This is a genomic window from Clostridium magnum DSM 2767, assembly GCF_001623875.1.
Taxonomy (GTDB): domain Bacteria; phylum Bacillota; class Clostridia; order Clostridiales; family Clostridiaceae; genus Clostridium_AM; species Clostridium_AM magnum.
In genome coordinates this window covers 304,162-319,789 of the sequence record NZ_LWAE01000001.1, presented here as the reverse complement: position 1 = coordinate 319,789, position 15,628 = coordinate 304,162, and the positions used below count along the sequence as shown (strand labels likewise).

10 protein-coding genes and 1 other annotated feature are annotated in these 15,628 nt (G+C 32.9%); of the genes, 1 reads left to right on the top strand and 9 read right to left on the bottom strand.

Translation table 11 applies throughout. The features are described from left to right. Positions 1–8: 8 nt before the first annotated feature. From CLMAG_RS01630 to CLMAG_RS01600, 7 genes are all read right to left on the bottom strand, one after another. A complete protein-coding gene (locus tag CLMAG_RS01630; RefSeq protein WP_066616999.1) occupies positions 9–2,150 on the bottom strand; it encodes a HelD family protein in 2,142 nt (713 codons plus the stop codon). A gap of 24 nt (positions 2,151–2,174) precedes the next feature. Beyond that, entirely contained in the window at positions 2,175–4,046 is a 1,872-nt protein-coding gene (gene ftsH, locus CLMAG_RS01625) for an ATP-dependent zinc metalloprotease FtsH (protein ID WP_066616997.1), read from the bottom strand. A 120-nt stretch (positions 4,047–4,166) separates the two neighbouring features. Further along, a complete protein-coding gene (locus tag CLMAG_RS01620; RefSeq protein WP_242872910.1) occupies positions 4,167–5,486 on the bottom strand; it encodes a M20 metallopeptidase family protein in 1,320 nt (439 codons plus the stop codon). Between the two features lie 89 nt (positions 5,487–5,575). After that, positions 5,576–7,012: a proline--tRNA ligase gene (proS, locus tag CLMAG_RS01615; RefSeq protein ID WP_066616995.1), complete on the bottom strand. Its 1,437-nt coding sequence runs from the start codon at positions 7,010–7,012 to the stop codon at positions 5,576–5,578. A 91-nt stretch (positions 7,013–7,103) separates the two neighbouring features. After that, positions 7,104–7,324 (bottom strand) — a binding site (T-box leader). A 71-nt stretch (positions 7,325–7,395) separates the two neighbouring features. Further along, positions 7,396–8,841, bottom strand: a complete 1,446-nt coding sequence (rlmD, locus tag CLMAG_RS01610; RefSeq protein ID WP_066616992.1) for a 23S rRNA (uracil(1939)-C(5))-methyltransferase RlmD — start codon at positions 8,839–8,841, stop codon at positions 7,396–7,398. A gap of 168 nt (positions 8,842–9,009) precedes the next feature. Further along, positions 9,010–9,366 (bottom strand): DUF1540 domain-containing protein, encoded by a 357-nt coding sequence (locus CLMAG_RS01605; protein WP_066616990.1) that lies wholly within the window; start codon positions 9,364–9,366, stop codon positions 9,010–9,012. 197 nt (positions 9,367–9,563) lie between these two features. Continuing rightward, positions 9,564–10,574 carry an aldo/keto reductase gene (locus tag CLMAG_RS01600; RefSeq protein ID WP_066616987.1) on the bottom strand — a complete coding sequence of 337 codons (1,011 nt, stop codon included), beginning with the start codon at positions 10,572–10,574 and terminating at the stop codon, positions 9,564–9,566. Positions 10,575–10,752: 178 nt separating this feature from the next. Between CLMAG_RS01600 and CLMAG_RS01595 the strand changes: the two genes are divergently transcribed. Then, positions 10,753–12,195 (top strand): DDE-type integrase/transposase/recombinase, encoded by a 1,443-nt coding sequence (locus tag CLMAG_RS01595; RefSeq protein ID WP_066616982.1) that lies wholly within the window; start codon positions 10,753–10,755, stop codon positions 12,193–12,195. A 509-nt stretch (positions 12,196–12,704) separates the two neighbouring features. Here the strand turns inward: CLMAG_RS01595 and pyk are convergent. Together pyk and pfkA are read right to left on the bottom strand one after the other, a co-directional pair. After that, complete coding sequence (gene pyk, locus CLMAG_RS01590; RefSeq protein WP_066616979.1) at positions 12,705–14,459, bottom strand: pyruvate kinase; 1,755 nt, start codon at positions 14,457–14,459, stop codon at positions 12,705–12,707. A gap of 63 nt (positions 14,460–14,522) precedes the next feature. After that, positions 14,523–15,482, bottom strand: coding sequence for a 6-phosphofructokinase (pfkA, locus tag CLMAG_RS01585; protein WP_066616976.1), 960 nt, complete (start codon positions 15,480–15,482; stop codon positions 14,523–14,525). Positions 15,483–15,628: the final 146 nt, after the last annotated feature.

The window sequence follows — 15,628 nt, the reverse complement described above, 5'->3', positions numbered from 1 at the left end:
CTCTCTTATTAAATCGAGGAAGTCTTGTATACATATAACTCATGTAAAGCTCTTGTTGCCATTACATATTTTAATTTATTAGCTTTATCATATTGGTCTTCTAGTGTTGTATCACTATCTATCAATATAACACTATCAAATTCCAATCCTTTTGCAAAATAACTCGGAAGTATAACTTCTCCACTAGAGTATATTATATCTTCTTTATCCAGAACCTTTATATGCAGCTTATTCTTTATTAGACTACCTAAAGTTTCAGTCTGTTTTAAATCTCTACATACTACAGCTATACTTTCATAATTCTTCTCTTTTAATTTTATAATATTATTAATGACTTTGTCTACAAGATTATTTACGTTATCAACCTTTTTTTCTATAACTTCCATACCATTTCTAACTAATGGGATGGTTTTATTGCATTTTAAATACTTATTTGCATAATCCATAATCTCTTTTGTAGACCTATAGCTTTTTGAAAGCTTAAAATGATGTACATCTAAATCTACCAATATATTCTCTAAATTGGTCATTGGAAGTTTCCCTTCTATAGGAACTATTCTTTGATTACTATCACCAACTATAGTAAAAGATTTACAACTTGTAAGTTCTTTTATTACAACAAACTGAACTGCCGAATAATCTTGTGCTTCATCTATAACTATATGCTTTATTTCACTATCGTATTTTAATCCTTCTAATTTTATCTTTAAATATATAATAGGAGCCAAATCATCATAGGTTAAAACTTTCCCTTTATTAAATTCATTGTATATTTCAATTATATTAGGATTATTAAGCCATTTCAGTTCTCTTTTAACCCTCATTACCTCTAGGATTGTTTCTCTTATTTTAGTTCTTCTCATAAATTCCAAGTGATTTTGTTGAACTCTTAATTCGGATTCTGATAAAGATTTCAATGAATCCTCATATTCTTTTTGTATTTCTCTTATTATACTATCTCTTTCATCCTTAAGCTTAGAATATATTATTCTTTTTATCTTTTTGCTTCTTCTAAATAAAGGCATATTATAAAAATAATCTTTAAACATTTTGTTTATTTCATCATTATCTAATATAACTTTATCATATATTTTAATATCGCTAATAGTAAAACACTCATTCTCCAGCTTATTTATAAGTTCATCTAAATCTTTAATATACTCCATAGAACTTTTGTATATTATATCATTGTTAAATTCCCTGTTTTCACTTAGAACTTCTTCCATATAATCCTTAAAACTCATTATATTGTCCAATCCAACAATATCTAACGCAAACTCTCTAAAAGTGGTTTGTCTCACTCCAATTTCTCCAAGACTAGGCAATACAGTAGATATATAATCTATAAATATACTATTAGGCCCAAGTATTAGAACTTTATCTTGAAGCACATTTCTATAATTGTATAAAAGATACGCTACCCTGTGTAGGGCTATAGTAGTTTTTCCACTACCTGCTACCCCATCTACTACTATAGCTTGGTTTCTTGACTGCCTAATTAAGTTATCTTGCTCTGCTTGTATTGTCATTACTATGTCTTTTAGTTTATCTCCAGCACTCTTACTTAGAACCATTTGCAGAATTTCATCTTTAACATCTATAGCTGAATCAAACATTCCTAATAGCTTTGCTTTTTTTATAATGTATTGTCTTTTAGATAATACATCAACCTCTATTTCTCCTAATGGAGCAGTATAAGTTGTTTTTCCAAGCTTACCAGCATAAAATAATGAAGATATCGGTGATCTCCAATCAACAATAATAGGCTCATAATCATCTTCTTTAGTAATTCCAAATCTTCCTATATATATAGATTCATCATCAATTTCATCTTCAAAATTTATCCTTCCAAAATAAGGAGAACTCTTTAGAATAGTAAGTTCTTTTAATTTTCTGTCTAGAGCTTTAAAATATTCTTCCTTTGCAAATATTTCATGATCAAAATATTCAATTATCTTATCTTCATCATCTCTATACTCTTCGATATTTTTTTTTCTTAAATTTACTATATACTCTGCAACTTCTTTTCGCTTATCTATCAAACTTAAAGTTTGATTTCTTATTTCTTCAGTCACTTCTTCTAATCTTTCATTTTCTAAACTAAACTCTATTTCTTTCTTTAGTTCCTTTTCTATATCATTGTTCTCCATAACTTAAATCTCCACTCCAATTCATTATCCATTATGAGAGCCAGTATCTAAAGATTCATCCTCTTTATTTTGTCCCTTACTTTCATCATTGCTCTTTACCATGTGAATAAATTCATCACCCATAAGAGTTTCTTTCTCTAAAAGTCTTTCCGATATCTTAGTCAATAAGTATCTATTATCTTTAAGTATTTTCTTTGATTTCTCATGAGCTTCTTTTATTATCTTTAATGTTTCCTCATCAATAATTGCAGCAGTTTCTGCACTGCAATTCTGAACTGGTCTTCCATCTAAGTACCTATTTTGAATGGATTCTAGTCCCATCATATCAAATCTCTCACTCATTCCATACATGGAAACCATACTTCTTGCTGTCTGAGTTGCTCTTTCTATGTCATTAGCAGCCCCAGTTGACATAGTATTGAACTCTATCTCTTCTGCTGCACGGCCTCCCAACATCACACATATTTGTTCCATCATTTCTTCTTTTGTTATAAGATACTTTTCTTCTGATGGAAGCTGCATAGTGTATCCTAATGCTCCCATGGTTCTAGGAACTATAGTAATTTTATGCACAGGATCAGTATTTTCTAATAAGGCTGCTACAAGCGCATGGCCAACTTCATGGAAGGCTACTGCTCTCTTTTCCTTGTCAGATAAGATTCTATCTTTTTTCTCTTTTCCTGCAATAATTACTTCCACTGCATCCTCTAAATCCTCTTGAACAACCTCTTTTCTGCTATTTTTTACAGCTCTTAAAGCCGCTTCATTTATTATATTTGCTAAATCTGCACCCACAGCTCCTGGAGTTCCTTTTGCAATCGCATTCAAATCTGCTTCTTGTGATATTTTTACACCTTTAGCATGTACTTTTAGTATTTCTTCTCTACCTTTTAAATCAGGTCTATCAACTATCACTCTTCTATCAAATCTACCAGGTCTTAAAAGGGCCTTATCTAATACCTCTGGCCTATTGGTTGCAGCTAAAATTACAACCCCTTTAGAAGAATCGAATCCATCCATTTCTGCAAGCAACTGATTAAGAGTTTGTTCCCTTTCATCATTTCCAGAAATATTTCCTTCTCTGCTCTTACCAATAGCATCAATCTCATCTATGAAAACTATGCAAGGTGCCTTTTCTTGAGCCTGCTTAAACAGATCTCTCACTCTAGATGCACCCATACCTACAAACATTTCAACAAAGGCAGAACCAGATATTGAAAAAAACGCCACTCCTGCTTCTCCTGCCACTGCTTTTGCAAGTAATGTTTTTCCTGTTCCGGGAGGCCCTACCAAAAGAGCACCTTTAGGAAGCTTTGCCCCTATATCTGTATACCGCTTAGGATTGTGAAGAAAGTCAACAATTTCAACTAAAGATTCTTTAGCTTCCTCCTGACCGGCTACATCTGCAAAGGTAACTCCAGTTTCATTTTCTGCATATATTTTGGCAGTATTCTTTCCAAAAGACATAACTCCACTACCCATTTTTTTATCAATACGTCCAAATAACACTCTGCCTAAAAACGTAAAGATTATAAGTGGTAATACCCAATTTATAAAAAAGCTCCTTATAGGACTATCCTCCTGTGGCACTCCACCATATTTAATTTTTGCAGTGTCTAACTTTTTAATTAAATCCGGATCATCTACTCTTTCAGTATATAATACTTTGTTACTTTCTCCCTCATTACTTTTAGGAATAGCTACTAACCTATCTTTAGATATTTGAACCTCTTGAATCTTATTTTGATTAATATAACTTACAAAGTCGCTATACTTTATATGCTCTGATTTTAAGTTTGTTACGTAATCATTTAGAATGAAAACAATAACAGCTACAGCTATGGCATAATAGATTCCGTATTTAAACTTATTACTGTCGAATTTGTTATTAAACATTCTATACTAAGCCTCCACACTTATGCTTATTAATTATAATTATATTATAACAATAAATGCTATTTTACCTATAGTGTTTACAAATAATTAAAAAGTAATTTGTAATTCATACACATTTTGTTATTCATTCAAATACAGTAAAGCGCACTCTGAAAATATGGCTGCTGCCTTATATATTATTTCTTCATCTAAATTAAATTCCGGATTGTGTAATGGCTTAACTATGCCTTTTTTCAAATTATAAGTTCCTACCCAAAAAAATGTTCCTGGTATCTTTTCTTCAAAACTAGAGAAATCTTCACCTATCATAGTAGGTTTATCAACTATGACAACATTTTTATGGCCTATTATTTTGCTAGCAGCTTTACCTACCGTAGAAGTCATTTCATAGTCATTTATAACTGGAGCATGATATGGTAAAAATCTAAATTCATACTTTGCTCCGTTAGCTTCGCTTATTCCTTTAATAATTGATTCCATTATACTAGGAATCTTTTCCCTAACCTCATAAGTAAGAGTTCTTATTGTTCCTTCCAGTTCCGCTGTATCTGGTATAACATTATGGGAAGAGCCTGCATTAAACCTTCCTACGGTAATTACTGCTGGCTCAAGAGGATCTACTTTCCTGCTTATTACAGTTTGAAGCGCCATATATATTTCGCAAGCTACTGCAATCGGATCTATACATCTGTGTGGCTGCCCACCATGGCCACCTTTTCCGTGTATGGTTATTTTAAAATTATCTGATGCTGCCATTAAAGGTCCTGCTTTTATACCAACTTTACCAGCTTCTATATTAGGCCAAACATGAGCTCCTATTATGGCATCCACATGAGGATTTTCTAAAACTCCACTATTTATAGTCCTTTCTGCTCCTCCCTCTTTTTCTTCAGCAGGCTGAAACAAAAATTTCACATTACCATGAATTTTGTCCTTTAAATCAGATAAAATCATAGCCGCCCCAATTAGCCATGCTATATGCGCATCATGGCCACATGCATGCATTAAATCTGGATATTCAGATTTATATTCTATATCATTTTCCTCCTTAATTTTTAGACAATCCATATCAGCTCTTAAAAGCACTGTCTTACCGGTATGGGCTCCTCTTAATACACCAACAACACCTGTGCCCCCAACATTTCTTTCCACTTCAATTCCACATTGCTCTAACTTTGTTGCTATTATTTTAGCTGTTCTTGTCTCATGCAGTCCAATCTCAGGATGTGCATGGATATCTCTTCTTATCTCTATAAGCTTATCCTTGATCTCTTCTGCTTTTTTGATAATTATATCCTCATACATAGATTTTCTCCTTTTTACAAATTCATAATCATTAGTATTTATATAAATAAAAAAATATATTATATATTCCTTCATAATAAATTTTTTATCCAATGACTTATTAAACACATGAAATTTTTCAGCACTAATACTCATTCTTTATCTCTATAATACCACATACATAAAATAAAGAATGAGAATTACTTTATAAATTCTCATTCTAAATCATCATGTATTTTAAAATTTTAGTATGCTCTTCCCCAATAAACAAGCTTCGTAGCTTTCTTTCCACAACATACGCAAGTGTCAGATAAGTTTTCCTGATCAAAAGGCATACATCTAGAAGTTGCTCCTGTATCTTCTTTAATTTTATCCTCACATGCTCTGTCTCCACACCACATAGCCTTAACAAATCCTGTCTTATTTTCTACTATATCTTTAAATTGTTCCATATTTATTGCTACACTAGTTTTTTGTTCTCTTACTGCTTTAGCGGCTTCAAACATTGCATTATGTATTTCATCTAGAAGCGCTGGTATTTTAGCTTCTATCTCATCCATTGGAACTACAATTTTTTCTCCGTTGTCTCTTCTTGCAAGTACTACCTGATTCTTCTCAATATCCTTAGGGCCTACCTCTAAACGAATAGGAACTCCTTTCATTTCATATTCGCTGAACTTCCAGCCTGGCATCTTATCACTATCATCAACTTTAACTCTAGCTACTTTCCCTATTCTTGTCTTTAATTCTGCAGCTTTCTCTAAAACGCCTGCTTTGTGTTGAGCTATTGGAATAATTACTACTTGAATAGGTGCTATTCTTGGTGGAACTTTAAGTCCATTATCATCACCATGAACCATTATCATTGCACCAATTGAACGAGTAGTAAATCCCCATGAAGTTTGATGAACATGTTTAACTTTACCATCTTTATCACTGAATTGTATTCCAAAAGCTTCAGCAAAGTTAGTTCCAAAATAGTGAGAAGTTCCAGCTTGAAGAGCCTTACCATCGTGCATTAAAGCTTCTATTGTATATGTTGCCTCTGCACCTGCAAACTTTTCTTTTTCAGTCTTCTGACCTTTTATAACCGGAATAGCAAGCATTTGTTCTGCATGATCTGCATACACATTTAACATCTGTATTGTTTCTGCTTCTGCTTCTTCCTTAGTTGCATGTATTGTATGACCTTCTTGCCATAAGAACTCTGTAGTTCTTAAGAAAGGACGTGTAGTTTTTTCCCATCTTACAACAGAACACCATTGATTGTATAACTTTGGCAAATCCTTGTGAGATTGAACTGTTTTAGCATAATGTTCGCAGAATAGGGTCTCAGATGTTGGACGTACGCATAATCTTTCTGCTAACTCATCATTACCTCCCTGCGTTACCCACGCAACTTCTGGAGCAAATCCTTCAACGTGATCTTTTTCTTTTTGAAGAAGACTTTCTGGTATAAACATTGGCATATAAACATTCTCATGTCCTAGTTCTTTAAACCTTCCATCTAAATCCTTTTGAATATTTTCCCACATTGCATAAGCATAAGGACGTATTATCATACAACCTCTTACACTTGAGTAATCAATTAGCTCTGCTTTTTTCACAATATCTGTATACCATTGAGCAAAATCTTTATCCATAGGTGTTATCTGTTCTACTAACTTTTTATCCTTTTCCATTTCATAATCCTCCTACTTACTTAATATATTTAATACTTAATATTTTTGACAAGTAAAAAATTTTAACAATAAAAAAAAGCCCAAAATCCCAATAAGGGACCGAGGCTTAATCGGCGGTACCACCCTGATTAATACACTTGTAACAAGCATATTCACTCTTAATTATTAACGGTAATTAACCGCTGTATCCTACTATTATTTCAGTACAGAACTCAGAGGTAGGTTCAAAATGGTCTTTTAGGAATCTCTCACCTTACATTCCTTCTCTAAAAAAAGACTTTAATTTTTACTAATCCTCATCTTTGTATTTTCAATATTTAGACTTATTTTATATGATAAAATATAAGTATCTAATTGTCAATACTATAACAGATACAATTATATTAACCATCGTTATTTCTTACAACAAGGGCAACATTTTCCACATGAGCAGTCTGCGGAAACATGTCAACAGGTTGAATTTCTAAGGTATTATACCCTGATTCCTTTAAAATTGCTAAATCTCTTGCTAAAGTTCCTGGATCGCAGGACACGTATACTATTCTCTTAGGCTGCATTCTAGTAACTGCTTCTAAAAGAGCCTTGTCACAACCCTTTCTTGGCGGATCAACAACTACCACATCTGCTTTTACACCTTTTGTTATAAGTTCAGGTATAACTTTTTCAGATTGTCCTGCAATAAATTCTACATTATTTACATTATTTTCAGTTGCATTCACCTTTGCATTTTCTATAGCCTCTGGAACTATCTCTACGCCATACACCTTTTTAGCCTTTCTAGATAAAAATAATGATATAGTTCCAGTTCCACAATATGCATCAAATACAATTTCATTACCACTCAAGTCTGCATACTCTAAAGCTTTGTTATATAAAACTTCTGTCTGTATAGGATTCACTTGAAAGAACGATAGCGGTGATATGTTGAATTTAAAGTCGCCGATATAATCACTTATTATATCGCTTCCCCATAAAGTTTTGCAATACTGTCCTAAAACTACATTTGTTTTTTTATCATTTACATTTTGTATAATACTTTTTATTTCACTAATGTTTCTGTAAATTAAGTCTATTAACTCATTTTTATGTGGTAATTCTTTAGTTCTAGTTACTATTACAACCATTGTTTCGCCTGTTTTAAAGGCTTTTCTTATCATTATGTGTCTTATAATCCCGCTATGCTCTTCTTCATTATAGGTTTTAATATTATATTTCTTAATCCATTCCTGTATTAATTTAACCACCTTATCTGCAGTTTCATCTTGTATAGCACATTCATTCATATGTATAATTTCGTGACTTCGCTTAGCATAAAATCCAATTTTAACTTGCCCAGCCTTTTCTCCTACTGGAAGCTGTACTTTATTTCTGTATCTATATGGATTATCCATGCCTATGACATCCCGTATAATTATTCCACTCTCAAAAGAATTATCGCTAATACTTTTTATGTTCTCATTATCTTTAGATTCTAATTCTTTTACTTTAAGCTTTCCTATCCTTTTTATACAATCTTCTACTCTTTGCTTTTTAAACTTTAATTGTGCTTCATAAGAAAAGTGCTGAAGTTGGCATCCTCCGCACCTTTTGTAAATACTACAAATTGGCTCCGTTCTATGCTCTGATTGTTCCATTACATCCAATATTTTTCCAAAAGCAAAATTCTTGCTAATTTTAACTATCATTACCTTAACAGTCTCTCCCAATAATGCTCCTGGAACAAAAACTGTAAAGTCTTGTATTTTACCTACACCTTCTCCTTCATAACCTATTCCATCTATATCTAGTATGTATTCTTTGTTTTTTTCTACTGGAATAACCTTGCTCATACCTTCACCACCGTATAAAATCTTTCCTAAATATTCTACATTTTTCTTATTCCTTTGTCTACTAATAAAAATAAGCAGATAAACCTGCTTAACTTATGATATCTTAAACAACTTAACATCCATATTTTCAAAGCGCGCCATTACTTACTATATATCTCTTCACTTATTTTACCTGAAAGTTTCACATTGTGTTTTTTCACTAGTTGTAGCATTTTCACCATGAATCTCCACATACTCGGCACCGCATATTTTATTAACATTATATGTGCAATTCTCTGCATCACAGTCTACCCTTGGTGCCATCTCTACTGTTTGATGACTAAATAATTGACGAAATCCACCTAATAAGTTTCTATTTATGAAATGAGATGTTCCTCTTATATCAGTTTTTTCTACAAAAGTATTACATGCTGTTTCTGGGCTAGTATATGCATCTGTACCTCCCACATGTATAACATTTGCTATACAAAAGTTATTTACATTATTATAACAATGTTCAGCACCACATCTTAATTTTTTACTCATAAAAATTCCTTCCCTCTCTATTGTTATATTATAGTCTATTAGTTTTGAGGAATTTTATACCACAAAAAAATGCACCTTTAATAGAAAGGTGCTAAAGCAGTAGAATCAGTTGTCTCCTAGTTTTCTCATCTTGTTATTATATCCGCATATTTTTTAATTATACATTATTTTAGTAATAATTTTCAATAAAAATTTAATTATTTACCAAATATTTTTTCTGCATTTTTCAACATACTTCTTATAGGAAGATTATAAGGACATCTTTCTTCACAGACTCCACATTCTATACACTCTTCTGCTTTGTGCTTCATGGCAGCATATCTTTCTTCTGCCCATTGTTCAAGATTGTATCTTTCTTTATATCCTTGGAATAAGAAAACTGATGGAATATCAATTCCTTTAGAACAAGGTGCACAATATCCACACCTTCTACAAAATTCAGTGCCAAGCTCCTCAGAAATTTTCTTTACTTTTGCTTTTTCTTCTTCATTTAATACAGACATATTTGAACCTAAGTTTGAGTTTTCCTCTACTTCTTCTATTGTACCCATACCTGGGATAGCACAAGTCACATTTTCATTTTGCAATATGTATTTTAGCGCAAGAGTTCCATCTATAAGTGCCCCTCCTGCCATCGGCTTCATTGCAATAACCCCTATATTTAATTCTTTTGCTCGTTTAAATAGTTCCTCAGCCTGATTCTCTACTATATTATAAGGATACATTATAGTTTCAAACTTGCCACTTTCAATGGCTATCTTCAATATATCAAGGCTGTGAGATGTTATTCCTATATGCCTTATTTTACCTTCATTCTTATATTGTACTAAAGCATTATATGCTCCATCTTCACTTAATACCTTATTATATTCCTCCATGGTTTTTATATTATGAAATTGATATAAATCAATGTAGTCTGTTTTTAGATTACTCAAACTTATCTTTACATCTTTTTTCATACTTTCTCTATCTCTAGACATAGATTTTGTTGCAATAATCCATTTTTCTCTTCTTCCCTCTAAGGCTTTTCCTATGTATTCCTCTGATATAGAATAGCCTCTTGCAGTATCTATGAAGTTTATACCTTTCTCTTCTGCACTTGTAATAACTTTTTTGGCATCCTTATCATCAATCCTCTGTATTGGAATTCCTCCAAAGCCTATAACTGATACCTTTAACCCCGTACTTCCAAGCTCTTTATAATTCATATGAACATCTCCCTTATTACTTCTGATAGTGTAAAGTTTTTTACACTATTTCTTTAATTTATTCTTTATATATCAAGGGTTACAGAGTTTTTTGAATAAAAAAAACAATGCCCCCCTTTTTTCTGTTATAATTGAATCTTCGAACCTCCAAAATAACATCCAAAGGAAAGGACATTGTATGGATTCAATTATAACTTATTTACTTTTATATAACAAATACCTTTTGAAAGTAATTTCTCAATTACTTTTGTTTATTGCTAAACATATTCCCCTAAAGCAGTGGGCTTTTGAGGATTCACATAGTCCTGAATACCAAAAGTTTAAAGTGGATAAGCTACCTAAAATTTTCAATCCAGAACCTGTTGATTATCAATTACTTTTAGCCTACTATGAGCATAAATACGGTAAAACTGTTAAACCAGTAAATCGTAGATCAGCGAAAGCAATTGTTCCTGAATCCACTGTATGTCCTCGTTGCGGTGCTCCACACCAGTATATCTATAAGAACAATGGTTCTAAGGGGCAATATCAATGCAAAGTGTGTGGAGAGCTATTTAACGAAACAAATATCTATAATAAGCCTCTTGCTTTGCGTTGCCCTTATTGTGGATGTATTTTAACTCCTAAGAAAGACCGTAAGCATTTTAGAATACATAAATGTGTTAATAAAAAGTGCTCTTACTATCGTAGCAATCTTGCTAAACTGCCAAAGGACTTAGATAGTTCTGAAAAACATAAATACAAGCTCCACTACATCTATCGTGAGTTCACCATAGATTTTTTTAAAATGGACTTACATGAACTTTCTTCTAGGGTAATTAACTTTAAGTATAAAAAGTTCAATGCCCACATTATGGGTCTTTGCCTTACTTATCACGTAAACCTTAAATTATCTACTAGACAAACAGCTCATGCTATGGAAGAAGTACATGGAGTAAAGATTTCACATACCATGGTAGCAAACTATGCTATGACTGCTGCCGCAGTTATAAAGCCTTTTGTGGATACCTTTGATTATAAACCTTCTAACATTCTTTCTGCTGATGAAACTTATATTAAGGTTAAAGGTGTAAAGCACTATGTTTGGATTATAATGGATGCTTGCAAAAAATCTATCTTAGGTTATCAAGTATCAGATACCCGTGCTGTAGGTCCTTGCATTCTAACTATGCGTATGGCTTTTGAAAAGTTTAAAACCTTTCCAGGTAAAGCTCTAAGATTCATTGCAGATGGTTATAGTGCATATCCTCTTGCCAGCCAACAATGTAAAATACAGAGTGGCTGGGATTTTGACATTACCCAAGTTATAGGACTTACTAATGATGATGCTGTATCTAAAGAGTTCCGTTGGGTAAAGCAAATAGTAGAACGGCTTAATCGCACCTTCAAATCTTCTTACCGTGTTACCGGTGGTTATGGAAGTGAAAATGGTGCTCTCTATGGCGTTTCTCTTTGGGTTGCCTATTATAACTTTCTACGCCCTCATCCTTATAACTACTGGAAGCCACTAAACGAGTTAGATATCTTAAGTAATGCTGGTAATATGCCAGCTAAATGGCAACTTCTTATTTATCTTGGTCAACAAACTATTCTAAATATGCAGAAACAACCAGTAGCTTAACTACTATTTGTTTTTAGATTTTTGAGCCAGAGGTAAATACTTAGCCACCCTTCGGGCTTGCCCTTGATGGTATTACTAATAAATGCTAAAATGCTGTGAACAAGACGGTGAAATCTATCTGTTTTTGAGTTTCTTTGCCGTCGGTGCCAATTTCAGAGCATTTATTTGTCATGCAGTCAAGGGTGGCGATTACAGCAACTAAATTTTATTTAGAAAAAATTTTTCAACTTTTGTGAGCTCTTACGAGCATATTTTTTAAGGCTACTTTTTTCATATCTCACTTTACACTATCTTACTTCTATACTGCAAATTCTACTCCGCTAATAAAAAATTGTCAATTAACTTAATAAAAGACTGTCACTTAGGTGACAGTCTTTTATCCGATGACTACCCGCTCTAATACTTCCATCTTTCTCAAAGTGGAAGTAAAGAGCGGCTACGTCCCTGGATTCGTTCAACTAAGAATCAGATGGTGTTGAAACACCGTCTGATTCAAGTTTCACTTCATATTACATTATATTTGCTCTTCCGTTATAAACAATTCCTCTTATAACGTCCATAGTTATGAATGCACCTGTTTTTAATACTTCAGTTGCTCCTCCTGCATTACAGATAACTGGTATTTCATTTGTTATACATTCTATTGCAAGGTGAGACGTTAATCCGCCTTCTTCTGCTATAACCCCAGATACTCTATCTAATACTGAGATATATTCTCTATCAAGGTGTTTTACTACTAAAATATCACCTTTTTCAATAATGTCATCTGCATGTTTAGCATTATTAGCTATTTTAACGGTACCATATCCTGGCTTATTACCAGCACCTCTACCTTGAACTAATATATCTCCAACAACATGCACTTTAAGCATATTTGTAGTTCCTGAATAGCTTACTGGTATTCCTGCTGCTATTACAACTAGATCTCCCTTTTTAACATATCCAGTTTTTAATGATATATCAACGGATTTTTCAATTAATTCATCTGTTGATTGAACCTTATCTGTAGTTATTGGGAATACACCCCAATTTAGAGCTAACTTTCTTGAAACTTTATCACTTGAAGTTACAGCTATTACAGGGCATGCTGGTCTATACTTTGAAACCATTCTTGCCGTATGGCCACTTTGGGTAGCTGTAATTATTGCTGATGCATTTAATTCTGATGCAGTTGTACATGTAGCAAGGCTTATTGCATTTGGTACATTTTGAATATGGGCTTCTCTCTTTTTATTTAAGATTTCCTCATATTTTAATGTAGATTCAGCTTCTATAGCTATTCTTGACATTGTTTTAGCTGCTTCTACAGGCCACTTTCCATTTGCTGACTCTCCACTTAACATTAGAGCATCTGTTCCATCCATTATAGCATTAGCTACGTCTGAAGCTTCTGCTCTTGTTGGTCTTGGATTTCTTTCCATTGAGTCTAACATCTGTGTAGCTGTTACAACAAACTTACCAGCTTTATTACACTTTTCAATTATCATTTTTTGAGTTGATGGCACTCTTTCTATTGGAATCTCTGATCCCATATCTCCTCTAGCAACCATTATTCCGTCTGAGAATTTAATTATCTCATCAATATTGTCAACGCCTTCTTGATTTTCTATTTTGGAAATTATTTGTATATCATGTCCACCAAATTGTTCTAATAACTTTCTTATAGCTAATACGTCTGAAGCCTTTCTTATGAAAGATGCTGCTATATAATCAACACCTACTTCACAACCAAATCTTAAATCGTCAACATCTTTATCTGTGAAGGAAGGAAGATTTGTTTTTACATTTGGTACATTTGCATTCTTTTTAGTGCTTATCATACCGCTATTTTTTACTATACAATGTATGTCAGTACCTTTTACTTCTTGAACCTCAAGACCTATTAAACCATCTGCCATTAATATCATGTTTCCTGGTTTAACATCCTTATAAAGTTCACGGTAACTTAGATTACACTTTGTAGCATCTCCATCTACATCTTCTCCACAAACTACAGTAAAGTTTGTGCCTTCAACTAGCTCAACTTTTTCTGGAAAATATCCAGTTCTTATTTCAGGACCTTTTGTGTCAAGTACTATTCCTATTGGCTTATTGTACTTTTCTCTCAATTTTTTTACTAACTCGATTCTTTTTCCATGCTCTTCATGATCACCATGAGAAAAATTATGTCTTGAACAACTCATTCCAGCTTCAATGAGCTTAGATAAAATTTCCTCTGAATCACTTGCTGGTCCAATGGTAAAAATCATTTTAGTCTTTTGCATAGCTTACTCTCCTTAACATAACATAATTTTAACATAACATAATTTTAAATATATTTTTATTAATTAATATGATAGTGCATTAGCTATTTCATACAGCTTTTCATCAAACTGTCTTGGAACAGATAGGGCTTCATCAATATCCATGTCAAATATTCTTCCATCTCTTACTCCAACTACTCTAGAAGACTTACCTTCTTCTATTAACTCAATGGCTCTATATCCCATTCTTGATGCCCAAACTCTATCCATACAAGTAGGACTTCCACCTCTTTGTATGTGTCCAAGTTTAGTCGCTCTTGTTTCTATTCCTGTAATTTCCTCTACTTGCTGAGCTAATTCCTCAGCTCCACCTATACCTTCAGCTAAAATTATTAGATTGTGCATTTTTCCTCTCATTTTGCCTTCAAGTATAGTTCTACATAATTTATCTTTATCGTAACCCTTTTCTGGTACAATTATACTTTCTGCCCCACCTGCTAATCCTGCGTAAAGTGCTATATCTCCACAGTTTCTTCCCATAACTTCAACTATACTTACTCTCTCATGGGATGTTGATGTATCTCTTAACTTATTTATAGCATCTAATACTGTATTATTTGCAGTATCAAAACCGATAGTATATTCTGTATAAGGCAAATCATTATCTATAGTTCCTGGTAATCCTACTGTTGATATTCCTAATTTTGATAGTAATTGAGCTCCTTTAAAAGAACCATCTCCACCTATAACTACAAGTCCATCTATTCCAAAGGTTCTTAGTATATTAGCGCCTCTTTTTCTTCCTTCTTCTGTCTTAAACTCTTCACAACGAGCAGTTCTTAATATGGTTCCACCTCTTTGTATAATGTCTGCCACACTATGTCTATCTAGTGGTATAATTTCACCACTTATCAGCCCGCTATATCCTCTGCGTACTCCCATTACATTGAAGCCTTTTGCAAGTCCTGCCCTTACAACTGCTCTTATAGCAGCATTCATTCCAGGGGCATCTCCTCCACTTGTTAACACACCTATTGTTCTCATTTCCATACCTCCTTCGGCCACCGGGACATTTTATGTCCCACAAACGTTATACAATGTTTGATTTAATTCTTATGGACAATCATACTTTTATTATATCACATATTTTTTTATTTTTCATCAAGTTATACTATTAATTTTAAATAAAA